23 protein-coding genes are annotated in these 26004 nt (G+C 51.2%); 14 read left to right on the forward strand and 9 right to left on the reverse strand.

All coding sequences use genetic code 11. From position 1 onward, the window contains the following. Positions 1 to 179: 179 nt before the first annotated feature. From SC206_RS12920 to SC206_RS12935, 4 genes are all read right to left on the reverse strand, one after another. Positions 180 to 1289: an endonuclease/exonuclease/phosphatase family protein gene (locus SC206_RS12920; RefSeq protein WP_332737847.1), complete on the reverse strand. Its 1110-nt coding sequence runs from the start codon at positions 1287 to 1289 to the stop codon at positions 180 to 182. 10 nt (positions 1290 to 1299) lie between these two features. Next, positions 1300 to 2985: a kdo(2)-lipid A phosphoethanolamine 7''-transferase gene (eptB, locus tag SC206_RS12925; RefSeq protein WP_332737848.1), complete on the reverse strand. Its 1686-nt coding sequence runs from the start codon at positions 2983 to 2985 to the stop codon at positions 1300 to 1302. Positions 2986 to 3248: 263 nt separating this feature from the next. Further along, the gene (locus tag SC206_RS12930; RefSeq protein ID WP_332737849.1) at positions 3249 to 4682 is read right to left on the reverse strand and encodes a heavy metal sensor histidine kinase; all 1434 of its coding nucleotides are present in this window, start codon (positions 4680 to 4682) and stop codon (positions 3249 to 3251) included. Further along, positions 4675 to 5352, reverse strand: a complete 678-nt coding sequence (locus SC206_RS12935; protein ID WP_332737850.1) for a heavy metal response regulator transcription factor — start codon at positions 5350 to 5352, stop codon at positions 4675 to 4677. Before SC206_RS12935 ends, SC206_RS12930 begins: the two co-directional genes overlap by 8 nt. A 236-nt stretch (positions 5353 to 5588) precedes the next feature. On the opposite strand from SC206_RS12935, the gene SC206_RS12940 reads away from it, so the two are divergent. From SC206_RS12940 to SC206_RS12950, 3 genes are all read left to right on the forward strand, one after another. Beyond that, positions 5589 to 6209: a hypothetical protein gene (locus tag SC206_RS12940; protein ID WP_332737851.1), complete on the forward strand. Its 621-nt coding sequence runs from the start codon at positions 5589 to 5591 to the stop codon at positions 6207 to 6209. Positions 6210 to 6336: 127 nt separating this feature from the next. Further along, on the forward strand, positions 6337 to 6963 hold the full coding sequence (locus SC206_RS12945; protein ID WP_332737852.1) for a cytochrome b/b6 domain-containing protein: 627 nt from the start codon (positions 6337 to 6339) through the stop codon (positions 6961 to 6963). After that, complete coding sequence (locus SC206_RS12950; RefSeq protein ID WP_332737853.1) at positions 6956 to 7720, forward strand: molybdopterin-dependent oxidoreductase; 765 nt, start codon at positions 6956 to 6958, stop codon at positions 7718 to 7720. The genes SC206_RS12945 and SC206_RS12950 overlap by 8 nt, the downstream gene beginning before the upstream one ends. Before the next feature lie 181 nt (positions 7721 to 7901). Here SC206_RS12950 and ompX read toward each other — a convergent pair whose 3' ends face one another. Beyond that, the gene (gene ompX / locus SC206_RS12955) at positions 7902 to 8429 is read right to left on the reverse strand and encodes an outer membrane protein OmpX (RefSeq protein WP_332737942.1); all 528 of its coding nucleotides are present in this window, start codon (positions 8427 to 8429) and stop codon (positions 7902 to 7904) included. Between the two features lie 443 nt (positions 8430 to 8872). Between ompX and rhtA the strand changes: the two genes are divergently transcribed. The 9 genes from rhtA (at position 8873) to SC206_RS13000 (ending at position 17064) form a co-directional block, all read left to right on the forward strand. Further along, a complete protein-coding gene (gene rhtA / locus SC206_RS12960) occupies positions 8873 to 9736 on the forward strand; it encodes a threonine/homoserine exporter RhtA (RefSeq protein ID WP_332737943.1) in 864 nt (287 codons plus the stop codon). A 162-nt stretch (positions 9737 to 9898) separates the two neighbouring features. Next, complete coding sequence (locus tag SC206_RS12965) at positions 9899 to 10459, forward strand: fasciclin domain-containing protein (RefSeq protein WP_332737854.1); 561 nt, start codon at positions 9899 to 9901, stop codon at positions 10457 to 10459. Positions 10460 to 10554: 95 nt separating this feature from the next. Next, complete coding sequence (locus tag SC206_RS12970; protein WP_332737855.1) at positions 10555 to 11133, forward strand: sigma-70 family RNA polymerase sigma factor; 579 nt, start codon at positions 10555 to 10557, stop codon at positions 11131 to 11133. Then, the gene (locus SC206_RS12975; protein ID WP_332737856.1) at positions 11130 to 11849 is read left to right on the forward strand and encodes an anti-sigma factor; all 720 of its coding nucleotides are present in this window, start codon (positions 11130 to 11132) and stop codon (positions 11847 to 11849) included. Before SC206_RS12970 ends, SC206_RS12975 begins: the two co-directional genes overlap by 4 nt. 628 nt (positions 11850 to 12477) lie before the next feature. Continuing rightward, the gene (dps, locus tag SC206_RS12980; protein WP_332737944.1) at positions 12478 to 12981 is read left to right on the forward strand and encodes a DNA starvation/stationary phase protection protein Dps; all 504 of its coding nucleotides are present in this window, start codon (positions 12478 to 12480) and stop codon (positions 12979 to 12981) included. Between the two features lie 515 nt (positions 12982 to 13496). After that, the gene (glnH, locus tag SC206_RS12985; protein WP_332737857.1) at positions 13497 to 14240 is read left to right on the forward strand and encodes a glutamine ABC transporter substrate-binding protein GlnH; all 744 of its coding nucleotides are present in this window, start codon (positions 13497 to 13499) and stop codon (positions 14238 to 14240) included. Between the two features lie 112 nt (positions 14241 to 14352). Next, entirely contained in the window at positions 14353 to 15012 is a 660-nt protein-coding gene (glnP, locus tag SC206_RS12990; RefSeq protein ID WP_332737858.1) for a glutamine ABC transporter permease GlnP, read from the forward strand. After that, positions 15009 to 15731: a glutamine ABC transporter ATP-binding protein GlnQ gene (gene glnQ, locus SC206_RS12995; protein ID WP_332737859.1), complete on the forward strand. Its 723-nt coding sequence runs from the start codon at positions 15009 to 15011 to the stop codon at positions 15729 to 15731. Before glnP ends, glnQ begins: the two co-directional genes overlap by 4 nt. A 184-nt stretch (positions 15732 to 15915) precedes the next feature. Continuing rightward, positions 15916 to 17064, forward strand: coding sequence for an acyltransferase family protein (locus SC206_RS13000; RefSeq protein ID WP_332737860.1), 1149 nt, complete (start codon positions 15916 to 15918; stop codon positions 17062 to 17064). Between the two features lie 144 nt (positions 17065 to 17208). Here SC206_RS13000 and rlmF read toward each other — a convergent pair whose 3' ends face one another. Further along, positions 17209 to 18201, reverse strand: coding sequence for a 23S rRNA (adenine(1618)-N(6))-methyltransferase RlmF (rlmF, locus tag SC206_RS13005; RefSeq protein ID WP_442976088.1), 993 nt, complete (start codon positions 18199 to 18201; stop codon positions 17209 to 17211). Between the two features lie 317 nt (positions 18202 to 18518). On the opposite strand from rlmF, the gene SC206_RS13010 reads away from it, so the two are divergent. Continuing rightward, entirely contained in the window at positions 18519 to 19151 is a 633-nt protein-coding gene (locus SC206_RS13010; protein WP_332737861.1) for a flavin reductase family protein, read from the forward strand. Between the two features lie 113 nt (positions 19152 to 19264). On the opposite strand, the gene SC206_RS13015 is transcribed toward SC206_RS13010, so the two are convergent. The 3 genes from SC206_RS13015 to dinG all read right to left on the reverse strand — a co-directional run bounded on the left by SC206_RS13015 (position 19265) and on the right by dinG (position 24482). After that, positions 19265 to 21127 (reverse strand): M3 family metallopeptidase, encoded by a 1863-nt coding sequence (locus SC206_RS13015; protein ID WP_332737862.1) that lies wholly within the window; start codon positions 21125 to 21127, stop codon positions 19265 to 19267. 146 nt (positions 21128 to 21273) lie between these two features. Further along, positions 21274 to 22239: a DNA-binding protein YbiB gene (ybiB, locus tag SC206_RS13020; RefSeq protein ID WP_332737863.1), complete on the reverse strand. Its 966-nt coding sequence runs from the start codon at positions 22237 to 22239 to the stop codon at positions 21274 to 21276. Positions 22240 to 22319: 80 nt separating this feature from the next. Then, positions 22320 to 24482, reverse strand: a complete 2163-nt coding sequence (dinG, locus tag SC206_RS13025) for an ATP-dependent DNA helicase DinG (protein WP_332737864.1) — start codon at positions 24480 to 24482, stop codon at positions 22320 to 22322. A 293-nt stretch (positions 24483 to 24775) separates the two neighbouring features. Here dinG and SC206_RS13030 point away from each other — a divergent pair, with 293 nt between their 5' ends. Continuing rightward, entirely contained in the window at positions 24776 to 25879 is a 1104-nt protein-coding gene (locus tag SC206_RS13030; RefSeq protein WP_332737865.1) for a porin, read from the forward strand. Positions 25880 to 26004 lie beyond the last annotated feature (125 nt).

Below are 26004 nucleotides of genomic sequence, written 5' to 3' on the forward strand. Positions count from 1 at the left end.
CAAGGGTGTTCGCTTAGGAACATCCTTGAGGCGGTCTGCGCCGCCGCGCAGTAAGCGAAGCGCATGCAGTTGAACTTAAAGACTTTGACCCAAAAGACTTTGAATCAAAAGACTTTGAATCAAAAGACTTTGACCTAAAAGATTTAGAATCTAAGAAAAATTGCCTTTAGATTCCCAATCTAAACTCTACTGCTCGAGCGAGCAAACTCAACTTGATGAACGTCCGTCGCCCGTATGCCCGCATTCTCCATCTTCTCGCTCGCTTCCTCGACATCGCCCTCTTCAATTTCAAGGCGCTCCTGAGTGCTGCCCTCCTGCGGGTTTAAAGCCAACTCCACCATGATCGGAAAGTGATCTGATCCCATGGCGTCGAGTCGTTTTAAGTCCACCAGCGTGAAATCTTTACTGTGGAACACGTGATCTAAAGGCCAACGCAGAAAAGGAAAGCTGGCGTGGAAAGTGTTAAACATTCCGCGTCCGCGTCGTGGGTCAAGCAAGCCGCTGATTTTCATGAATAATCGCGTAGTGCGTGACCACGCCACGTCGTTTAGGTCGCCGGTGACGATAGTCGGATATTTCGCTTTCGCAGCCGTGTGACCGACAGCAATCAGCTCGCCGTCGCGGTTGGTCGATTCGTCATCTTCCGTCGGGCTTGGCGGCATCGGGTGCAGACAGTGCATTACCACCTGCTCGCCACCGGCCAGCTCAAGACGGAAATGCATCGAGGGAATGCCTTTCGCGACCAGATACTGGATTTTTGGCTTGATCATCGGAAATTTAGAATAGACGTGCATGCCGTAAAGATTATCCAACGGACACTTCAGCGTGTGCGGATAACGCGCATCAAGCGACGACATTTGCTGCTCCCACCATAAATCGGTTTCAAGCAGCACGATAACGTCGGGATCCTGCTGCTGGAGAATTTCCAGCAGCTTGGCGGTTTTTCGGTTGGTCATCAACACGTTGCAGTTAATGATTTTAATCCGCGAATTTTCGCTATCTGGCGTTTTTTTGACCTGCTTTTTTGCGAGACCGGTATACGGAAATATCCACCAGCTTTGATAAACCGTACAACCCAGCGCCAATATCACGATAAAACCGGCAAGCGGCCCCCCGTTTGGCAGGAGGCACAGCTCGATAATCAGAAACATTACCGAAAGAACCGCCATTTGCAGACGGGGAAAATCCCAAACCCTGACCCACCAGCGCTGATTGCGAGACAGGGGAAGTAAGGTCAACAACGTCATAATCAGGGTGAGGATCGCCACCACAAGACGTGCATTTTGCATTTTATTATTCTCAATGTGATCCCGCTGCCTGCACGTGACACCAATTATGCTGTTCCACAATGCCGCCGTTTGGCGAGGTATAGCCCAAGCAGCCTAATATACTGTCGAAAAGTTTTTCATGATAGGCCGGGGTTTTATTCTTGGCCATTAACTGTAACTGCTGGAATCCCTGACGGTTTTGGTCATCGGCGAGGAACTTGTCGGACGCCCACACCATAATCGGCACAGAGCGCTGCTCAATCGGCGCATGATCGCGCGGCGTACCGTGGAAGTGCATGTTTTTAGAAATCGATTCGCCGTGATCGGAGGCGTAAATCACAATAGCGTTTTTATCGCGCATTTGATTAAACACCTGCTCGAGGAAATAGTCGGTATAAAGCAGCGAGTTGTCATAGGCATTCATCATCTCTTCCGTCGAACAGGCGTCGTCGATGCCCATACACTCCGGCTGATAACGCGCAAAGCTGCGTGGATAACGTTCGGAGTAAAGGTAATGTGAGCCTTTAGTATGCAAGATAATCAAATGTTTACCCTGTGGATGGCGGGCCATCGAATCTTTCATTTCATCGATGAGCAACATGTCGTCAACAGGTTTACCGGCGTTACGCTTTTCAGACGCGATGCTTTCACGCAGAGAATATTCGTCGGCTTTGGTCTTGTTGTAGAACCAGGCTTCGCTTTGCATCGAGAATAAATCGGAGCTGAATCCCTGACTTTTTAACACGGAAAAAATGTTGGCTTCTTTCAGCGTGCGTTCAGGATTATCAGCCGCGCCGCCCATGCGTACAAACATGCAGCGCAGGGAAAGTTTGGTCGAGGTGTCGCAGGAATACCCTTGCAACGCTGCCAGATTTTTCTCTTTATCAAGGTTTGGCGTGTTATCGCGACCATAGCCGTAAAGGCCCATGTGATCACGGCGCGCGCTTTCACCAATCACGAATACCACGTAGAGGTCGTTGATATCTTTTGGTGGCACGTAGGTGAAATGTTTCGCCGGATCAAAGAGATTTTTGTTGTCTTCGGCCTGGCTGTAAGAGCTGTAGATGAACAGGCCCAGCGCCGACAACCAGTTGGACGGTGAGTAAGTTCCCGCTACGACGCCGCCATAGCTCGCCATCATGCGATTGCTGACTTTGTCGTGCGCTTCCTGCGCATCGCCCATCAGTTTTAACGGCACCCAACACGCCAGCCCGCTCACCACCAATAAAAGCAGTTTCAGCCCCAGCTTGCGCAATGTGGTTTCACGCAGCGATGCGCCAGGCATCTTGCTGAACCATAATGGAATCAAGGGGATCAGGCTGAGTAAAATAGTCCAGATAATGAAATGATTGCCAACGGACTCTTTCGAGAGATCCAGCGAGTCAAACGCCAGCGCCGAGGCCAGAATGCCGTAGCCAATATCGACGTTGAAAACAATCATGTAATAGCCAGCCGCCACCGAAGAAACGATAACAATGCTAAGCAGCAGGCGGAAAACGGTTTTACCGGTAAACGAAACGAGCACCGTGAGGAAATAGACCAGCGCGAACGCGGCGACCATTTCAACTAACAGCGACAGGCCGTTGTTGTAGTGCAGTTGATGATAGCGGCGGTAGAAAATCGGGATGTTAAGCAGTATGCCCAAGTACAACGCGATAAAGAGTGATACTTTTTGTTGCGATAGCTTTTGTTGAAATAAGGCTCTTAGTTTATACATCAGGGGCTTAAGGCTCTTTTAAAAAGTTCTGTCTGCGGCGGCTGCACGCGCGTGCCGGCGCCAACGTCTCAAAAGAGCACATTACATGACTGCCGATAACCGTATCAGACCCTTAAACCCGCAGAAACGTTGCATTTTTCTCGTTGCAAAAACCAAATAAATGTAACAATCTTTACGATATCTTTTTAATTCAGAGACTTATAAACACGAAAATAATTAAGTTTTTCACACTTATTTAAATAATATTTAAGTTTCCGCCTTTTTTATTCATTCGGTTTCAACGAGTTGGCAATGTTCGGAAACGCTAGCACAAAACGCGTTTTACCGTCTGGCAGCTGATGAACGCTAACATCGCCGTGATGCAGGGCCATAATGGCGTGAACGATAGCCAGCCCCAGCCCGTTGGAACTTCCGCCTTCACTGCGCGACGGATCGGCGCGATAAAAACGGTCAAACAGTTTGTCGCGCTTATCGGCGGGGATCGCGGGCCCGGCATTGTCGACGTTAATCACGCTGTATCTGGCCTGATGCTCAACCGAAACCTCGACCTCGCTGTTCTCGTCGCCATAGTTAATCGCGTTGGCGACCAGATTACTCAACGCTCGTTGAAATAGCAGCGCATCGGCAAATACCACGCCATCGCCGTGACAACGCAGCTGAATGCCCCGCTCTTCGGCCAATCCTTCGAAATAGTCCACCACCCGCAGGGTCTCGTTTTCCAGCGACAGCGGCGCAATGCTCAATACTGACCGGGCGTGCGAGGCGCGCGCCAGAAACAGAATATTTTCGACCATCCGAGAGATACGCTCCAGCTCGCCCATATTATTGGCCAACAACGTTTCATACTCTTCCGTGCTGCGCGTTTGATACAGCGCGACCTGGCAATGCCCCATCAGCGCGCCAATGGGCGTGCGGATTTCATGCGCCAAATCGGCGGAAAACTGGTTCAGCCGCTGATAGCCTTCTGCCAGCCTATCCAGCATTTCATTAAACGAACGGATTAATTGCTGCAGCTCGCGCGGCGCTTTTTCTTCGCTGAGACGCGTGGAGAGGCTGGTCGGATGGATCCCCGCCGCCTCCTGCGCCATTTTTTCCAGCGGACGCAGGCCGCGGCGGATAACGATATAACCCAGCCCCGCGATCAGCGCGTAGGCCAGCAGCACGGAGGCAATAATTTCCCAGCGAAACGCCACCAGCATCCGCGTTTCAGCCGTTAAAAAGTGTGCGCCAAGAATTTCGACCGTCTGACCATCCTTCATCCGCACTTCTCCGGCGGCAAAGCGCACTGGCGTGCCATCTTCCGCCTGTAAATGATGAACGTTTTTTAAGGTAAACGCCTGCCCTGCCGGCACGGGATCGACGGTAGGTAATAAAATATGACTTGGATTGACGTTGATCAACGGCTCTTGACCCGTGACACGAAAACGCAGGATATCGCGCTCGTTGCCCAGCATATTCTCGAAAAGTCCGGGATTATGGCTAAGTTGGTTCAGCGGAAAATCGCTGCCTAACAGCTGACGGAAATACTGCACGCGGCCTGTGACCTGATAATCCGCGCGACGCACCATCTCTTTTTCCATCGCGTAATAAAGATAAAATCCTACGCTGCTGACCACCAGCGCGGCGATAAGCGCAAACAGCAAGGTTGAACGCAAGGTTAGCGAAAAGGATCGACGAGGAATCAAGGGGTTATTCATAATCACGCACTTCACAGACATAGCCGATACCGCGCACGGTATGGATCAGTTTCACATCATAAGGTCGGTCGATTTTACTGCGCAGGCGTTTTACCGCCACGTCGACCACGTTGGTATCGCTATCGAAATTCATGTCCCACACCTGCGAGGCGATCATCGTCCGCGAAAGCACCTCGCTTTCACGGCGCATCAGCAGGTGCAGCAACATAAACTCTTTGTTAGTCAGCGGGATAACGGTTTCCTGCCGCGTCACTTTGCGGCGCAGCACGTCGAGATGCAGATCGGCCAGCGAATAGGTATCGGACTCGCGAACAGTGCCACGACGCAGCAACGTGCGCAGTCGAAGACTGAGCTCGGTAAAAGAGAACGGCTTGATCAGATAGTCGTCGGCGCCCAGCTCCAGCCCGTGAATACGGTCCTGAACCTCGTCTCTGGCCGTTAGAAAAAGCACCGGCACGTCACTTTTTTTACGCAACACTTCCATCACCTGCCAGCCGTTTAACCCCGGCAGCATGACGTCGAGGATCACCGCGTCGAAGCTCTCTTCGAGGGCCATAAAGAGCCCGTCCGCGCCGTTACGCGCTAAATCGACCCGATAGCCCGCTTCGCCGAGCCCCTTTTTCAGGTAATCGCCGGTGCTGACGTCATCTTCAATAACCAGTATTCGCATTGCTGCCTCTATCGCCGCTGTTCTCGTTAAAGTCTATCAGTTCTGTTCGCAACCTTTGATGACAATATTGTCATCAACTTGTCATCTGTGGGTCCCGGTTGATCATTCACTCTTACTATCATTATTGAACGGCTTACGTTTCACGTTGCCTTTCAGGTTCGACTTTATGGCTTTATCTCAGAATGACGACATCTCGTGTCTTTTCTTTTTCTCACGTTAAAAAGTTGGAGAGTATTATGATTAAGTCCTCACGCCTTGCCGGTTTGCTGCTGTCATCCCTGTTGATGACCAGCGGAGCCTTCGCCGCCGACGCCAGCAACACCATCAAGCCAACGCGCGGCACTATCGACGCAGTGACCCCGACCTCCGTTACGCTGACCACGCGTCAGGGTGAAAAACTCGACGTAAAACTGACCGATCAGACCAAAATCACGCAGGTCACCGAAGGTAAAATGTCTGATATTCAGGCAGATAGCTTCATCGGTACTGCCGCGGTTCCACAGGCTAATGGCACGCTGAAGGCGCTGGAAGTTCACGTCTTTGCACCCAGCTTGCGTGGCAGCGGTGAAGGCTTCAACCCGTTTGAATCTGCCGATGGCAAGGTCAATACCATGACTAACGGGACTGTTGGCAAGCTGGTTAACAGCAATGGCCGCACGCTGACCGTGAAATATCAGAACGGCGAGAAAACGGTGATTGTTCCTGACAACGTGCCGGTTGTGCTGCTGGCGCCGGGCGATCGCAGCCTGTTGAAACCGGGCGCGCACATCGTGCTGTTCCCGATTAAAGATGCACAGGGCGCACTGGCTGCTCGCGGTATCGCAGCAGGTAAAGACGGCGTGACCCCACCGATGTAATGCGCTTGCGCGTTAATGCTGTAAAAGTACTGTAGTTTACGATCCCAGCCCGCCTCCCTCACGTGTCTGCGTTTCAGGGCGGGCTGGGGTTGTGCTACCTAGAAGTTGCCCTTCAAGGAAGCCCTCGATGCGTAAAAAAAGAATCCATCCCTGGCCTGTTCGGCTATGTCACTGGATAAATGTGCTGGTAATGATCGGCATGGTGATGAGTGGTTGGGGAATCTATAACGCTGACCCTATTTTCGGTTTTACCTTTCCCCAAATGACCACCCTCGGCGGCTGGCTCGGCGGCAATATCGCCTGGCATCTGGCGGTAATGTGGCTATTAGCGGCTAACGGACTGTTTTACGTGCTTTGGGGAGTGTTCAGCGGCCATTTCACGCGCCGTTTTTTCCCTTTTACGCCGAAATCGGTGTGGCACGATTTTATCAACGCCCTGCGCTTTCGCCTGTCGCATAAATCCAATCAATACAACGCGGTGCAAAAGCTGATGTACGTTGGCGTGTTACTGCTCGGCCTGCTGTTGGTGCTTTCGGGGTTATCCATCTGGAAACCGGTACAGCTGAGCGGACTGGTCGCGCTGATGGGCGGCTTTACGATTGCCCGTTATGTTCATTTTTTTGCGATGAGCGGCATCATGCTGTTTGTGGTCGTTCACGTCGCGATGGTGCTGCTGGTGCCTAAAACCTTGCCGAGCATGATTACCGGCGGTCAGGCAGTGCCCACTAATTCAGGAGATTCCGTCGATGAGTGATGAGAAAAAGCGGCCTAAAATCATTCTCGAGCCGGATCAGCGCAAACAGCTGGTGAATATTCAACGCCGCCTGATGATTAAATCGGGCCTGACGCTGGGCGCAGTCTCGATGCTCACCGGCTGTAATATGCAGGACGGCGACGAGGTCGATAAAGTGCTGTGGGCGATGTCACGCTGGAACGATCGCGTGCAGGGCTGGCTGTTTGGCGGGCAGAAGCTGGCACAAACTTATCGCGCGGATCAGATAACGCACCCTTTCCCGTTCAATGCTTTTTATCCTGAATACAACGTGCCGGAAATCGACATTCCCAATTTTCGTCTGGAAGTCTCCGGTAAAGTCGAAAAGAAAGCACCGTGGACGCTGGAGCAGCTGCAACGCCTGCGGCAGAGCAGTCAGATTACGCGGCTTATCTGCATCGAAGGCTGGAGCGCCATCGGCCAGTGGAGCGGCGTGCCGTTGAAGACGTTCCTCGAGCATGTCGGGGCGGATCTCAACTGCAAATATGTCGGTTTCAAATGTGACGATCGCTATTATTCGAGCATTGATATGGCGACCGCGCTGCATCCGCAAACTATTTTAGCGCTGGATTTCGGCGGCAAGCCGCTGCCTGCTGATTTTGGTTATCCGCTTAGATTGCGCATGCCAACCAAGCTGGGCTTCAAAAATGCCAAGCACATTGGCGCAATTTTCGTGACGGATACTTATCCGGGCGGCTATTGGGAAGATCAGGGCTACAACTGGTACAGCGGGATCTAAGTAGAATAGAAAGTTAAGTAGAATAGAAAGTTAAGTAGCGTTGAGAGTTAGCAGAGTCGAGAGTTACGACAGTAAAAATTCAGCAGTAAAAATGACAAAAAGAAAAACCGCCCCTTGAGGCGGTTTTTTTTCGAATCTTGGCGGCTAGAACAATAAAGATTAAGCCGCCAAAGTTCGGCAATTAGAAGCGGTAACCCACGCCTGCGATCCAGGTGCCAACGTCGGTGTTGCGGATACGGCTCTGCTCGTAAGAGAAGTCCAGTGCAACGTTTTCGATTGGGTTGAACTGCAGACCAGCGCCATAGGTGAAGCCAGCGTCAGTTGGTTCGTTACGACGACGGTCAGTGGTAGACTGTGCGTTCTGGATAGTGTCCCACTCAGCTACGCTCACACCGACTACACCGTAGATGCTTGCCCAGTCGTTGATGCGGAATGCAGGACCTGCAGTCACGCCGTAGTAAGTGCCTTTCTTGTAAGTATCACCGTAAGAATCTGACTTCTCAAGGTAAGTTGCAGAACCGATCACGCCCCATGGGGTATCATCGAATTCGTAACGGTACTTTAAGTTGAAACCTTTAACTTTGTTCAGGACGCCTTGAGCATCACCCTGAGCATAGCCACCGGTAACAGTGCTGGTGCCAGCGAATGCACTTGAAGTACTTAAAGCTACTACGCAAGCTAATGCGGAAAGACATGCAATTTTTTTCATAACCACCTCAAAAAAGGGAATCAAAACAACCTTCACCACAAAAATATAACAAAAAGCAGGATGAAACTCTGCCTCTATTACGATGTCCAAATCAACATATGGTGTAACAGGAAGTGTCCATAACGCTCTATCTCTTTATTTTATATCAGCTTTTTAGCCAAAATAATATAAGACAAACTTATTGAACTTTTTCATATTAGCAGAAAATTCCTAAACTATTGGGTAATAAATCATCATTTTTGCGACGGAAAATTCTTAATCCGCCTTTCGGAGCAAAAAATTTTTACCTTTTGCTTACCGTTTTACTCCCAACATTTTTACATCTCGGTACAATGCCGACGTAATACGCTGTCGATGTTTCGACTGTCTGCTTAACTCGAAGGGATACCGAGTCTTTGAAAAATAATTCTTCTGCCCCGCAAAACGCTGCGGTTCACAACCCGATGGTTGCGGTTGCGCTGCTGCTTATCGCCATGCTTTCTCTTCAGGGCGGCGCGGCGCTGGCGAAATCGCTGTTTCCCTTGCTCGGCGCTCAGGGCGTGACCGCGCTGCGTCTCGGCATGGGTTCCATTATTCTGCTGTGTTACTTCCGGCCGTGGCGCTTGACGATGCGCGGCGGCAATCTGCGCTCGCTGTTTATTTACGGCATTGCGCTGGGCTGCATGAATTATACCTTCTATTTGGCAATTCGCACGGTGCCGTTAGGCGTTGCCGTCGCGCTTGAGTTTACGGGGCCGCTGGCGGTTGCCATGTTCTCCTCTCGACGGGCGATAGACTTCATCTGGATCCTGCTGGCCGTCACGGGCCTGTGGTTCCTTTTGCCGATCGGTCATAGCGTCTCAAGCATCGATCCCGTGGGCGCATGCTACGCGCTGATAGCGGGCGCCTGCTGGGCAGTCTATATTCTGGCAGGTCAGCGCGCGGGCAGCAGCTACGGGCCGGGCACCGCCGCGCTGGGGTCGACTATCGGGGCAATCATCTTCTGTCCGATTGGCATCGCGCAGGCGCACAGCGGCTTTTTCACGCTGGAAATCCTGCCGATTGGTTTGGGCATTGCCCTGCTAAGCTCGGCGCTGCCCTACTCACTCGAGATGATGGCGTTGACCCGCCTGCCCGCCAAAACCTTTGGCACGTTGATGAGTCTGGAGCCGGCAGTTGCGGCGTTATCGGGCATACTTTTTCTGGGCGAACACCTCACACCGTGGCAGTGGTTGGCGCTGGCGGCGATTATTATCGCTTCCGCAGGCTCGACGCTGACCGCGCAAAAACGCGCCAAAGTGGAAATTATCAATACTGAACCGCATTAAAATTAAACAATTTCTTTAAGATCAACCCATTACTCTCAAGATAAAAAAAAACGCGAAATAATTAATTTTATTTCGCGTTTTTTTGCATCTAAAAGGCGGGATGAGTTCGTATGTACTGATGTTAGGCAAATAACTTATCGACTCAACCTGAAGGATTACATCATGAAAACGATTATCCGTACTGCTCTCTGCGCTTCCCTGCTTTTCAGCACCGCGTCAATGGCTGCAATGATGTCCGATACCACCATGGTCGGTGGCGCCGAAATGTATCCGTCCAAAAATATCGTCGAGAATGCCCTGAACTCTAAAGATCACACCACGCTGGTTGCCGCGGTAAAAGCTGCCGGTCTGGTCGATACGCTGCAAGGCAAAGGGCCGTTTACCGTGTTCGCGCCAACTAACGCCGCCTTCGCAAAACTGCCTGCCGGTACGGTAGATAGTCTGGTCAAACCTGAAAATAAAGCTACGTTGACCAGTATTCTGACTTACCACGTTGTGGCCGGTAAGTATGAAATGAAAGATTTGGAAAAACTCATCAAGAAAGGTGGCGGTCACGCGGAGCTTAAAACCGTTAACGGACAGCCGCTGTGGATCATGGCCAATGGCCCGCACAATATTCAGTTGAAAGATGGCAAAGGCAACATGGCGAACATCAGCACTTACGATGTACAACAGAAAAATGGCGTGATCGATGTTATCGATACCGTGTTGATGCCTAAATAAATTCAGCGTATATACTAAGCTCTGTCCACACAGGACATAGCCGGGGGATGCAGTGCCGCCGGAGTACTGCATCTTTTAGCTTTCAGGAAGAGCGAATGAAAGAAAGTGTATCCGCCGACAAGGTGAGCAACGACAATTTGCTGCTTAAAACCTTGATGCAGTCTGTCGCCGAAGGTGATCGGCAGGCTTTTGAACAACTATATCGTTTAACCTCTCCCCGCCTGTTCGCTGTCGCGCTTCGCATGCTGCAACGCCACGCCTGGGCAGAAGAAGTGCTTCACGACTGTTACCTCACCGTGTGGCACCGCGCGGCAAGCTACAATCCCACCCTCAGTTCTCCTATGACCTGGCTGACGCACATCGTGCGCAATCGCGCCATCGACTGGATGCGTGGCAGTGATAATCAGCTTCTGGAGCTTGAGGAAGGCGCTGAAGACGCGTTAAACGAAGATTACGATCAACCGCTGCGTCGTTTACAACAGGACGGCGAAGCAAAAAAACTGGCGGAATGTCTTGGGCATCTTCCCTCTGAACAAAGACAAAGCCTGGTGTTAGCTTACTACCAGGGACTCTCGCACGGCGAGGTTTCCGACCACATGCAACAACCTCTGGGCACGATAAAAAGCTGGATCCGTCGCGCGCTGGACCATTTAAAAAGCTGTGTGGGCCTATGAAAAACAGACGCGAATATCACGCTGCCCTCTCGGCAGAATATGCACTCGGCACGTTACGCGGCCCGGCACGCCTGAAGTTTGAAGAGCAGATGCAGCAGGATCCTGCCTTATTGGCCGAAGTTGCGCGCTGGCAGGAGGCTTTTTCCCAGCTCGACAACCAGCTCACGCCGGTCACGCCGCCCGACTCCGTATGGAAAAAAATTCAGCTCCAGCTGCCGCCAAAACCGGCTACCAAGAGCACGCCAGAGGCCGCGCCGTGGAGGCAGAGCTTTACCCGAGGTTATCTTGGCTGGGCGATTGCGGCAGGGTTGGCGGCGGTGCTGCTGCTACCCAAACTGTGGGAAAGCGCGCCGATGTCTGGCAGTCACGCTACGCCGGTGGCCATTCTGGCGAATGCCAATGCCACGCAGGTGCCAGGCCAATGGGTCGTGACGGCCGAAAACAGTGCGCAGCCGCAGGGACAATCTCTCACTATTACCCCGCTGCACGCCGCGCCGGTTGCTGCCGATCGCAGCCTCGAACTGTGGGTTATTCCTGCGGGCGGCAAGCCGGTTTCACTGGGGCTGGTCAACGCGGGTGCCGCGAGTCAGTTTGCGCTGGCCGATTCACTGGCAAAAGGTCAGGCCACGCTGGCGATTACGCTGGAGCAGAAAGGCGGTTCGCCTACGGGTCAGCCTTTAGGTGGCATACTGTTTAGCGGCAGTCTGGCACTGTAAAAATGCGGGATAATTATCCCGCGTCCAGTGAAAACATTTATTAAGGCCATTTCCTTTCGCGGCAGATAACTATTTATCTGCCGCTATTTTATTCATATCGATAGCATAAAATCATTAATACAGATAATTCCTAGATATTCATTTCCCTCCCACTTAAATGACAATGAAAATAAATCACATTTAGATTTAACGTTTATTGATTGCGTTTTCATGAAAATAAAAACATACAAATTACAATAAGTTAAAATAAAAATCGGCTTTTAAGCTTGAAATATTAATACCGAGCCTTTAGGTTATTTAACAGCACTACGGAATAAGAGATGAGTTCACAGCGTATTTATCGGCAAGGTAATATTTTGAAACATCGCTTCTTCGGTCATTCGATTATACCGATAAGAGTGATAGGCGATATTTTCCAACGCTTTCTGAAATCGTTGCTATACTTATTCCAGTAAATTACTTACTCGAATACACTTTACTTAAGTAATAAAAAGTACTTGAGTAATAAAAAGCGGCAGCACCGTTTTTAAGTACACAAATTTCTTTGCGCGATGTGGGCTACAGGATTGATACGTATGTGGGCACATCGCGACTAAAAGTACACTGAATCACTAAGAGGATATTAATGATGAGCACCGCTAAACTGGTTAAAACAAAATCTTCTGACCTTATCTTTACACGCAATGATGTTGATGAGAGTACTAAAACCGAGACCATCAAGATCCTGAACAAGCTGGTGGTTGAGTTTATCGACCTGTCGCTGATCACCAAGCAGGCGCACTGGAATATGCGTGGGGCCAACTTTATCGGCGTACACGAAATGCTGGACGGCTTCCGTACCACCATTACCGATCATCTAGATACCATCGCAGAACGTGCAATACAGCTGGGCGGCGTAGCGCTTGGTACGGTGCAGGTGGTTAACGATAAAACGCCACTGAAAAGCTATCCGACCAACATTCATTCCGTTCAGGAACACCTGAAAGCGCTGGCTGAGCGTTACGGCATCGTCGCTAACGATACTCGTAAAGCTATTACCGACGTTCAGGATGAAGACACCGCCGATATCTTCACCGCCGCGTCTCGTGACCTGGACAAATTCCTGTGGTTCATCGAAGCCAACATTGAATAGTTTTAAAGAATCGAATAGTTTTAGAGAATCGAACAGACTTTAAAGAATCAAAAAAGAGAGCTTCGGCTCTCTTTTTTTATGCCTGCTATTTTGTACACTCTTCTCGTCGCACCAAACTTGGGCAACAGATTCAGTATCGTTCAAAAACCTTTAAAATCCCCCTTTCACTTGCTCCATTAACTGGCATCTTTTGCGTAAATCAAGACAATTTGTTAGCAGATACGCACGATTAATGTGTGGTAATGTTAATAATTGCGCAGTTTTGGAACAAAAATTAGTTTAGCCTATGGCTTCGCACCAAAATGGAACTGCGTAATACCGTGACGCACCACTTTGGTGCATTGCAGGGCGTTTTTTAGCAAATCATGCCATGCGAAGGAGACTAACCCTTTGAAAAATAAGGATTGTGAAAGTTGGCATAACTTTTGCTTATCACAGCCAGTAACTATTAAAGGGTAGGTTTTCCTATAAATTTTCCCGGAAGTTTTCATAACTAGACATAGGAAATTGCATTTATGAAGTCGATGTTAAAGGTTTCACTGGCCGCCCTTACGCTGGCCTTTGCAGTAAGCACACACGCAGCAGAAGAAAAACTTATCGTTGCCACTGATACCGCATTCGTTCCTTTCGAATTCAAACAGGGTGACAAATATGTCGGTTTTGATATCGACCTGTGGGACGCGCTGGCGAAAGAGATGAAAGTCTCCTACACCCTCAAGCCTATGGACTTCGACGGCATCATCCCTGCGCTGCAAACCAAAAACATTGACGTTGCACTGGCTGGCATGACCATCACCCCGCAACGCGCACAAGCCGTTGACTTCTCTGATGGTTATTACACCAGCGGCCTGATCACCATGGTCAAATCAAACAATACCGACATCAAGGGCGTTCCTGACCTGAACGGTAAAGTGGTTGCAGTGAAAAGCGGCACCAGCTCGGTTAACTACATCGCCTCCAACCTGAAGCCAAAAGACGTGCGTCAGTTCCCGAACATTGACAGCGCCTACATGGAGCTGGGCACCGGCCGCGCCGACGCTGTACTGTTCGACGCACCAAACATTCAGTACTACATCAAAACTGCCGGTCACGGTAACTTCAAAACAGTAGGCCCGACTGTTGAAGGTCAGGATTATGGCATCGCCTTCCCGAAAGGCAGCGCAATGCGTGACAAAGTTAACGCCGCACTGAAAAACCTGCGCGCGAACGGCACTTACGCCGCTATCTATAAAAAATGGTTCGACGCTGAACCTAAATAATCGTTGTATTAAGGTATAGTTCCCCGGCGTGAATAACGTTAGGCTATATCACCGGCCCTGAGTGAATTATCACCAGGGTCGGCTTTGTTTTTGTTTATCAGGAGATTAATCCATGCAGTTTGACTGGAGCGTTGTTTGGGCCGCTCTTCCTATCCTCGTCGAAGGCGCCAAGATGACCCTTTGGATTTCTATCCTGGGTTTAGTTGGGGGCCTGATTATCGGCGTTATTGCGGGCTTCGCGCGCGCATTTGGCGGCGTTATCAGCCGGAATATTGCTCTGGTATTTATTGAGCTGATTCGCGGCACCCCTATCGTTGTCCAGGTGATGTTTATCTATTTTGCCCTGCCAATGATGGTAAGCGGCATTCGTATCGATCCCTTTACTGCCGCCGTGGTCACCATTGTTATCAACTCGGGGGCGTATATCGCCGAAATCACCCGTGGTGCCGTACAGTCCATTAACCGTGGCTTTAACGAAGCGGGTTTGGCGCTCGGACTTTCTCGTCGTGCAACTTTGCGTTACATCATCATGCCGCTGGCTTTGCGCCGCATGTTGCCACCGTTGGGTAACCAATGGATCGTCAGTATCAAAGATACCTCGCTGTTTATTGTTATCGGCGTAGCGGAATTGACACGTTCAGGTCAGGAAATCATTGCCGGTAACTTCCGCGCAATGGAGGTCTGGAGTGCGGTTGCCGTTATCTATCTGATTATCACGCTGGCACTGAGCTTTGCAATGCGCCGCCTTGAACGCAAGCTGAAAATTTTATGATTGAATTTAAAAACGTTTCCAAACACTTTGGGAAAACCCAGGTGCTGCATGATATCGACCTGAAGATTAATCAGGGCGAAGTCGTGGTTATCATCGGACCATCAGGTTCCGGCAAATCTACTCTGCTGCGCTGCATCAACAAGCTGGAAGAGATTACCTCTGGCGACCTGATTGTCGATGGGCTGAAAGTCAACGATCCGAAAGTTGACGAGCGCCTGATCCGTCAGGAAGCGGGCATGGTATTCCAGCAGTTTCACCTGTTCCCGCACATGACCGCTCTGGAAAACGTGGCTTTCGGCCCGATCCGCGTGCGCGGTGCGAGCAAGGAAGAAGCGCAGAAGCTGGCGAAAGAGCTGTTGGCGAAAGTCGGCCTTTCTGAAAGAGCGCATCACTATCCGTCAGAGCTTTCCGGTGGACAGCAGCAGCGCGTCGCGATTGCCCGCGCGCTGGCTGTTAAACCGAAACTGATGCTGTTTGATGAGCCAACCTCCGCGCTGGACCCGGAATTACGTCACGAAGTATTGACCGTAATGAAAGATCTGGCCGAAGAAGGCATGACGATGGTTATCGTGACCCACGAAGTCGGCTTTGCCGAGAAAGTGGCATCGCGTCTTATCTTCATCGACAAAGGCCGTATTGCTCAGGATGGCCCACCGGCCGAGCTGATTGGCAATCCGCCAAGCGAACGTCTGCGCGAATTCCTGCAACACGTTTCCTAAAAAAAAGGGCCTCGAAAGAGGCCTTTTTTGTTTGTCGCGCCTTTTCCCGCCATTTTTTCCCTTCACGTTACCCCTTGTTATCCAAGTCACATTTTCTCACGCTTAAATATTAGACAATATAATATTTGACACAAACCTTACTAAAGCTAATCTTATGTAAAATTGTCGTTAAAAGGCTGTGAAGATGGATCCTACTCTTTATCCGTTTGCTGTCGCAGTTTCGCTTTTAATCATTTTCTATCTGGTTGGCTTAGTAAATAGCCACGCGTATAAACTGGCTTTACCGTCAGGCGCACGCGATGGTTGTATTGACGGGTCTCGAGGATTTCTGGCGCTGTTCGTCTTTTTTCACCATTTTGCTATTTTCCAGCATTGGAAAAGTGGGGGTGAATGGCTCGCGCCAAATAATCATCTGATGAATAATCTCGGCGTCGTATCGGTACAGATTTTCTTTATGATCACCGCCTATTTATTTATCAAAAAGATAAAAAAGGGTAATGTTTCGTGGCCCAAGCTTTATAAATCCCGCTTTTTTAGAGTCGCCCCGCTTTATCTTTTCGCCGTTTTCATCACCATTTTTTATTCCACCCTGCTAACTACTCGTAGCGCCACGCCTGAAGAATATCTGCTGTCGCTAACCCGTTGGCTGTTATATTACGGCGATGGTTTCCCGGGCTATCACGATGCCAATAATATAACCGCGGGCGTCACCTGGACGCTGAAATATGAATGGCTGTTTTATCTTTCTCTGCCCCTCTTTGCCTTCTTCATTAACAAAAAGCTGACTATCCTGTTGTTTTTAGGCATGTTAGTGCTTTATGGGATTAACTTTAGTCACGCCGCCATTGCCGCTGTCTATCTGATGCCTTTTGCGATGGGCTGGTTTATGGTGGTACTGGAAGAGAAAGGCTTTACGTGGATGAAAGTGAAGTTTGATACGCCGGTCATGAGCGCGTTAATGCTGATTATCTTTGCGCTGGCGCTGTCGTTAAATGCCGAAACCCGCATAGGCATGTTATCTATCCAGCTTTGTGGCTTCATGCTCTTTTTACTGATTTCGCAAGGGTGCTCTGTTTTTGGCTTATTACGCTCCCGACCCGCCGTTATTTTGGGCGAAGTCAGTTACAGCATCTATCTGACTCACGGCATTACCCTCTTTACTCTCTCGACCTTCTTTAATGTTCCCCTGTCGCTTTATACCTTGCCACTGTTTGCCTTTGTGGTGGTGATGCTGTCGATGGCGACCTATAAATATATCGAGAAGCCGTTTATTGATTTTGGACGCCGAAAAGCGCCGTCGATTATTCTGCCAAAAACGGAAACTCCCGGTTAAACTTCCGATTAAACTTCCAGTTAAACTCCCGATTAAAAAAAAATGCCTGCCACCTAAATAAGGGGCAGGCCTCTCTTTTACTGCAACTATTAGCGCAACGACTTACACAAACTATTGCCGCAGCATACGTCGTGCTAAAACAGTTTATTTAGCCCAGCGCTTTCCGACCCAGGCTTTTTGCTGCGACACGGTCAGGAAGGTCCAGGCCACGAAACGGCTCACCTTTTGACCCTGCGCCATTTCAATGGTTTTCACATTGGTGGCACCCGCCTCTTCCAGCGCATCGTAAATCAGCGGCAGCGTGGTTTTTTTAGAAATCAGAACCGTAAACCACAGGCAGTTATTGCCTTTGGTGGCACTTTCTTCAACCATGCGCTCAACGAACGCTTCTTCACCGCCCTCGCACCACAGCTCGTTATGCTGACCGCCGAAGTTTAACTCCGACTTGCCGCCGCGACGATCTGTGCCGAGATTCTGGCGTTTACGCTGGCTGCCTTCGGCCGCTTCTTCTGCCGAACCGTGGAACGGCGGATTACACAGCACGGCGTCATAACGCTCATCGTGACGGATAATGGTATCGAAAATGCGCGGCGGTTTAGCCTGCAAACGGAAACGCACCTGATTGGTCAGCAGCGGATTGGTGGCAACAATCTTTTTCGCCGCCGCCATCGACACTTCGTCGATTTCGCTGGCCGTGAAACGCCAGCCGTATTCGCGCAGGCCGATAATCGGATAGATACAGTTCGCACCCACGCCGATATCCAGAATCGCGATGTTTTTGCCCTGAGGAACTTCGCCGTTATTATTACCCGCCAGCAGGTCAGCCAGATGGTGAATATAATCGGCGCGACCCGGAATTGGCGGACACAAATAGTCGGCTGGAATATCCCAGTTTTCAATCTGATAGAAATGACGCAGCAGCGCGCGGTTCAGCGCTTTAACGGCCTGTGGATCGGCAAAATCGATCGACAAATCGCCCCATTTGTTTTCAGCCACAAACGGCCCCAACTCTGGGCTGCTGGCAGTCAGTGCCGGAAAATCATAGCGGCTGCGATGGCGATTTCGCGCGTGAAGCCCGCTTTTTTCCTGCGGGAAAACAATCTTTTTATCCTGCGGAATCGCTTTCTTTCTTTCCACCTGTATGACTCTCCAATATCAATGTTAAGCTCGCCCGCGCCTTGACCACCAATAACGTGTCAACAAGCGGGTAAAATTCTGCCGCGTAAGATAACACAAACCGCCGCCCGTGGCTGTCGACATCACACATCAGGCCACTGCGCCGCCGTTCAGAATCGGTTAGGGTATTGAGAAACTGTACTATTGTTGATGAATGAAAGTGTTGATCAATGAAAGTTTTTTGTTGGCGACGCGTTTTGTTGGCAACGTCTTTTATTGGCGACTTCTTTTATTGGCAAACTGTTTATTGGCAAGTGAACCCGCAAAAAAGGTGCCCTATGAGCTCTGAAGAACGCTATTTCTATGAACCGGCCAAAGGCCACGGCCTGCCGCATGATCCGTTAAACGCCATCGTCGGCCCGCGTCCTATCGGCTGGATAGCCTCTCGCAACGCGCTTGGGCAGCGGAATCTCGCACCTTACAGTTTCTTCAACTGTTTCAATTATCGTCCACCTATTATCGGTTTCGCCAGCAGCGGCTGGAAAGACAGCGTGAAGAACATTGTCGAAACCGGCGAGTTTGTCTGGAATCTGACGACGCGCAGTCTGGCAGTAAAAATGAATGAAAGCTCGGCCTCGCTGGCTCACGGTCACGACGAATTTGAATTTGCCGGTTTGACCCCCGTTCAGGGCAGCATTGTAAAAGCCGATCGGGTGCTGGAAAGTCCGGTCAACTTTGAGTGCAAACTGTCACAGTGCATTCAGCTGCAAAGCGCGGCGGGTGAAAAAATCGATACCTGGCTGGTACTGGGTGAAGTGGTCGCCGTGCATATTGCTCGTCATCTGCTTAACGAAGAAGGCGTTTATCAAACCGCGCTGGCCGAACCCGTGCTGCGTGCAGGCGGTCCGTCGGCCTATTACGGCATCTCCGAAGATTTACGTTTCGATTTGACCCGTCCCGACGCGCGATAAAAAAAGCGCCGCCAGATAATGTTGGCGGCGCTTTTATGTCACTCATTCTATAAAGCTTTTAAGGCATTTTGATGTCTGTGTGCCTTTATTTATGCGCCCTTATTTATGCGCCCTTATTTATGCAAATAGGTCTGCTCGACAAAATCGGCGAAATCCTGACACATCGCCTCGTCGCCCTCTGCGTTATCCGCCAGAACACGTTTTCCGTCTACCACTTTAATATGCACATTTAGGTCGAAATCGGCGGCGGGCTGCTCACGGCTCGCAGCTTCGGCAATCACGTGCTGCGCCTCTTGCCAGGCATCTTCCACCGTTTGATTGCAGGCCTGCGCCAGATAATCGGGATTAAACCCTTCTCCGGTCAGGCTGCGCAACGTTGCGTCGTGACTCACGCTGTTGCCCGGCGTCCAATAATGTTTCGCCAAATCAGGGCCGATTGCCGGATTATCCGTTAAATAGCCGTCGCGTTTGAGGAAGAAGGCGCGCGTTTGCTCTACCGCCATCAGCGCCAGCAAGTAGCCCTGATAGGAGCAGGCAGATTCGAGCGACAGCAGGTGCGGCACGGCGAGCGTCGGCCTCGGACTGCCGGCCACGCCCAAAATGTGCGTTTCGACATCACGCGCCAGCGCGGTAATTGCCTCTGGGGTGCATTTTTCTTCAGGCCATTGATAAAGCTGCCATTCAAAATAGGGCATCAGCAGAATGTGACGTTCGTTAAAAGCGCGCATTGGTTGACGCGCGGCAATACTTTGCTCGATCAACGCGTCGGGAACCGGCTCGCCGCGCTCGTTTTTAGCGTAGCGTTTGAGCCAGTCGGCATCGTCGAGCAGGCTGTCGCAGAACATGGATTGCGTTTCGGCGTAGGCCATTGAGGTCGGCGGAAACTCCTGCGAGAAGCACGGCGCATTCTGGCGAATATTGGCAAAGTGCGCCGCGTGGCCGCCTTCGTGGAACAGCGTGTTCAGCCCGCTCGCCCCGCTTCCGACCTGATCCGGCTTCGCCAGACTGGTAAAGTTGATCACCGCTGGCACCCATTTATCGCCATCGATAAACGGCGGAACCGGGCCGTGCATAAAGCCGTTTTCATATTTGCCTTCGCGCACCAGCAGGTCCAGCTGCATCTCTGCGCCGTTAAAGCCAATGTTGAGGCGTTTGAAACTGTTGATCCAACGGCTCAGCGAGTCGGCAAACGGGAAATACGGATCCAGCTGACGCGTAACGTCACCGGCGCTGGCATAACGAATGTTCCACGGCATCAGCGCGCCGTCGCCTTTGCGCGCCACCAGCTCGTTCAGGCTGCGCACGTTACCTTCGCGAGTCTGCGCCTCAAAACGATCCAGAATGGCAAACAGCTGCTCTGGCGTCATCTGCTCGGTTTTATTTACTTTGTAATCAAAATAGTTACGGTAACCCAGCTGGCGCGCAAAACGGTTTCGCAGCGCAATCAGCTCAGGGAAGCCGTTTTGCAGCAGCCACTGCTCGAGTTCACGCAGCGCAACCTGAGAACTGCGGCGATACTCTTCGTTTTCGTTAGTGGCCTGATTGGTCAGCAGCTCGCCCAACGACGCCGCAACCTGCTCGCCTTTACTGTTTAAATGCAGCAGCTTGTGCTGTTTACGTTTGTCGTAAAGCGCGGATTCGGCCTGAATAATTTCGTCGAGCAGTTGCTGCGCCTGAGGGTCTTCAATCGCGTTACAGTCAAAAAAACGATACCAGCCGCGCAGGCCGGTCAACAGCGCTTCGCGCGCCTCACTTTTTGGCTCGGCTTCTACAGTCGCAATGTGCTCGCGCAGCTCGGCCAAACGCGCCGGATTAGCGACAAAACGTTTAAAGGCCGTTTCGGCGGCAGAGTAACGTTCAGAAACCGTCTCGTCTCCCGTGCCCATATAATTTTGCCAAAACAGCTCTTCTTTGGTTTTGTGAACCTTAAGATAGTCGCGATTCAGCGCCGCAAAATAGTCCTGTGAAGATGTCATAAAGTCCCTCTTGGCTGGATTATCTGTTAAGTGTAAGTACGCACCGAAAGTCTGTCGACGTGGCCTAGTTCTTAATTCTTAGTTCTTAATTCTTAGTTCTTAGTTCTTATTTCTTCAATAGAAAAGTTTTCCGAAGAAAAGGCCGTCTAACGCAAACGTTGCTCAACCTGTTGCAGCGCCTCGGTCATATCTGTCGCCTGTTCGGTGGCAATCAAACAGCAGGCCAGCTGATTGCGAATCGCCTGTGGGATCGCGATTTCGCCCTTCAGGCAACGGGTTATCCATTCGGCGGTCGTCTGGGCATCGCGCGCGGCCGGGAGATCCTGCCCGCTAAACTCCTGACGCTCGTGCAACACGCGCTGCTCGCCGATGCCAATCAAATGCACGGGCGCGCTGCGCTGTGGATTGGCATAAACCTCGCCTTCCGTGCCTTGAGAGAGCAGCGCGCGGCCAGAAATATCGTGGAAGAACGAGGAAACGCGCTGAATATATTCCGGATGCGAAACGCTCGCCAGACGCAGCGCGGCGGCGTCACGGAAAGGCGTCGCCAGCTTGGCCAGCGTGTGGCTGCTGTTGCGCACGCCCATCTGCCAGCGCAGTTGCAGCTGCTTGTCGATAGCCGGACAAAGCGTTGAAACCGGAATAAATACCGGACCGCGTCCTTCATCGAGCATCGTCTGCGCCTGCTGCGCCGAAGTGGCGGGCTGAATGCCCAAGGCTTCAAAGATTTCAAAACTGGTGACGCGACCGGGATCGGCGGTCACGCCGTGAACCACCACCGGCAAGCCTAATTTGTGCAGCAAAATCGCCAGCAGCGGCGTGAGGTTGGCCTGTTTGCGCGCGCCGTTGTAGCTCGGAATCACTACCGGCATCGGTTTGTTGGCGGGCGCGATTAGTTCGAGGGTCTGCTCTTCCATCGCCTGATAAAAACCGAGCATCTCCTGCTCCGCTTCACCTTTTATACGAAAGGCGATCAGCAGGCCGCCGAGCTGAAGGTCAGGCACCTCGCCCGCCAGCATGAGACGATACAGCGCCAGCGCCTGTTCTTTGTCGAGATCGCGGGCGTGATTTTTACCCCGCCCGACTTCTTTGATAATTTTTGTAAAATCCATCGTATTTCCCTCACCTGCGAATGACTTCAGCATAACTCAGCCAGCGCCTCGACGTCATTCGGAAAGGGCAATACCCGCGCCTAACGGCGACGGCGCGCCTTGATAACCTTGGTTTTCTTGAGCGGCACATATTTATTGAAGCCCGGCTCCGGCATTTCGCGCTGTTCAATCGGAAACACCGGCAGCGCGGCCAGCAGCCGTGGACCATAGTTTTTGGTCAGCAAACGGCGGTCATAAATGACGATTTCACCCCGGCATTCGTGGCTGCGGATCAGTCGACCGACCTGCTGAATCAGGTTAAACGAGGCGCTCGGCAAGCTCTGCACTTCAAACGGATAGCGTTTCAAAGTTTTTAACCATTCGCCTTCGGTGAGAATGACCGGACTGTCGATCGGCGGAAAGGCAATCTTGTGAATGTGCACCTGCGTCAGTAAATCACCTTTGAGATCAAGTCCTTCAGCAAAGGATTGCAGCCCTATCAGCACGCTGGTTTGCCCCGCTTCAACCCGATTGCGATGCTCCTCAACCAGCCGATAACGCGGCTGATCGCCCTGCACCAGCAGCATTAAACGCAGGTCGGGCAACAGTTCGACAAACTGCTGCAATGCGCGATTACTGGCAAACAGCACCAGCATGCCGCGATGCTTTTCACTCGCCAGCTCGGCGCGGAAGAAATCGCTCATCTCCTGAATGTGCTGGGCTTCGTTGGCCATCAGCGGCTCGGTGCGCATTTGCGGAATCACCAGCTTGCCTTGTTCAACATGATTAAACGGTGAATCGAGGCTTATAAACAGGTCACCGGCTTTTTCGTTAAGGCCGCTCATCTCTTGCAGACGCGAGAAACTGTTGAGGGATCGTAACGTCGCGGAGGTCACCACCACGTGCGGCACTTTGCGCCACAGCATTTTTTCCAGCTGATCGCTGACCCGAATGCCGACGCAGTGAAACACCAGATGAGTCTGGTTATCGAAATAGGCGCGGGTCACCCATTTGCCGATCGGCGCATTCGAGGCTTTGTCCAACGCGGCCAAGCGCCAGAGTTTGGTCATGGTTTCGAGATAGCCGAGCATGCGGCTCATCTGCAAAATGGCGCGATGCAGCCGCGCGATGTCATGCTTGCCGGTTTTTTCCGCCAAATCGTTGACCATATATTCGGCCAAACTGCGCAGTGCGTCGGTTAGCTTGAACTGTCGCGCGCAGAGTTCGGTCAACTCCGGCGGCAGCGCGCCCATTTCAAAGCGATATTCGGCCTCGGGCTCGTCAGCGGGCAGATAGAGATTCACCTGCTGTTCAATCAGCAGCAGCAAGTCGCGCATTTCGGCGACGTGATTGTGCAGACGCTCGGCATTCGCCAGCGGCGGTGGATTCTTTGGGGTGAACAAGCCGAGGCATTGTTCAATTTGACGCATGAAATTATCCAGCTGGAGATGGTTCCACACGGCGGTAATTTCGGCGTCGACTTCCAGCGCGTCGCGCGCAACTTCGGGTAAGTGGTGGCCTTCATCGAGCACCAGCAGCAAATCTTTGGCGTTGGGCAGCACCGATTCCGACTCCAGCGCGGCCATCACCAGCGCGTGGTTAGTCACCACCACGTCGGCGCTTTCTATCTCTTTTCGCGCCACGAAATAGGGGCATTCGCGGAAATAGTGACAGTTGCGCCCTAAACAGTTGGCCTTGTCGGTGCTGAGTTTTTGCCACAAAGGATCGGCGATGGTCTTTTTATAGTGATCGCGCAGCCCGTCCCATTCGTAGCGCGCCAACGCTTTTTCGAGGGTGGAGCAAAACTGCTGCTCTTCGCCGGTCGACGGTGCCAGCTCTTCGCCGAGAAACAGCCCGAGATCGCCCTGCGCGTTTTCGTTGCTCATCATCGACAGGTTTCGCGGACAGACATAACGCCCACGGCCAAAGGCCCCGGTAAATTTCAGGTCTGGAATGATTTTTTTCAGCAGTGGCAGATCTTTACTGAAAATCTGGTCCTGTAGCGCGACGTTGGCGGTGCTTATCACCAGCGGTTTTTCTTCGGCGCGGCTCACGGCAATTCCGGGAATCAGGTACGACAGCGTTTTGCCCACGCCGGTTGGTGCCTCAATGGCGAGGTGGCGGGCAGAATCGCTGGTTAATGCCTTCGCGACCTCAGCTATCATCTGACGCTGCGGGGCTCGGGAGATAAAATCCGGAATTTGCTGCTGTAGGGCTTTGTACCACTGACTGATCTGATCTTTTACTGCAGAGGACAGCGCCATGCATCTCTTATCGTTTTCAAAGGTTGCGGCTATTGTCCCACACTCGCCCTCTCGCGTCAGCCGCAAATTGAATAGCCGACCCCATTATTAGCAAACTTATTAAAATTGATGCGTTTAGCTATTTCGTGCTTATTTTTGGCTGTCATAAATTGATAACAAATATAAGGTAAAAAACTCTCGCTGCAAAAATTCCGCTGCCTGCTTTTAAGCAAGACGGAAATAACAGCACTCACGATAACAGGCGTCTTTCAAATATAAACGTTGACAGTAACGTTAAAAAAACAGGGTTTAAAATGAAACGTAATCTTCTGGCAATAATTATTCCTTCATTACTGATTGCCACGGGCGCGCAGGCTGCAGAAATTTATAACAAGGACGGAAATAAGCTTGACCTTTATGGTCGCGTTAAAGCCGAACACTATTTCTCTGATGCAAGCAGCAGTGACGGGGACCAGAGTTATGTCCGTTTTGGCTTTAAAGGTCAGACTAAAATTAATGATTCATTGACCGGTTATGGTCAGTGGGAATATCAGGTTGCCGATAATATTTCAGAAGCTCAGGGCAGCGCCGGTTCAAAAACGCGTCTCGGCTTTGCCGGTTTGAAATTCAATCAGTGGGGATCGTTCGACTACGGCCGCAATTACGGCGCGCTGTATGACATCGCAGGCTGGACCGATATGTTCCCTGAATTCGGCGGCGATGGATATACCAAGGCTGACCGCTTCATGACCGGCCGCGGCAATGGCATGGCGACCTACCGCAATCGCGGCTTCTTTGGCCTGATCGACGGTTTAAACATTGCCCTGCAATATCAGGGTAAAAACGACGACAGCTCGACGCGCACCGCCAGCACCTCAAACGGCGACGGTTATGCCGCGTCTGCGACCTACGATATTGGCGCCGGGATCAGCGCCGGTGCGGGTTATACTTCGTCGGATCGAACCAATACTCAGGCTAATTCCGCACTCGGCGATGGCGATAAAGCCACGGCCTGGAACGCCGGTCTTAAATATGATAATAACGGCGTTTATTTAGCCGCTATTTATGCCGAAACGCGTCGCATGATTGCTATTACTGCCCCAGCCGGTGCATCTAGCCAAACTGCGGCTGCCGTCAGCGGTTATGCCGATAAAGCGCAGACCTTCGAAGCCGTGGCGCAATATCAATTCGACTGGGGCCTGCGTCCTTCTTTGGGTTATGTACAAACTAAAGCCAAAGATATTGAAGGCGTCGGCGATGCTGACCTGATTAAATATATTGACGTGGCCGCCACCTATTATTTCAACAAAAATATGTCGACCTTTGTTGATTATAAAATAAACCGTTTGAGCGACGATAATAAATTGGGCCTGAACAACGACGACGTCGTGGCGTTAGGATTAACCTACCAATTCTAATAACTCTTTCTCTTTCAAATTCCGTATAAAAACAAAAAGTCCTTCGCTTCATTATTCTCTGTCCAACTTGCCGGGGTTCATCTCCCGGCTTTTTTTGGATCATACAAAAAAGTTATCGATGGCAA

The organism is Rouxiella sp. T17 (assembly GCF_036663475.1).
Taxonomy (GTDB): Bacteria; Pseudomonadota; Gammaproteobacteria; order Enterobacterales; family Enterobacteriaceae; genus Rouxiella.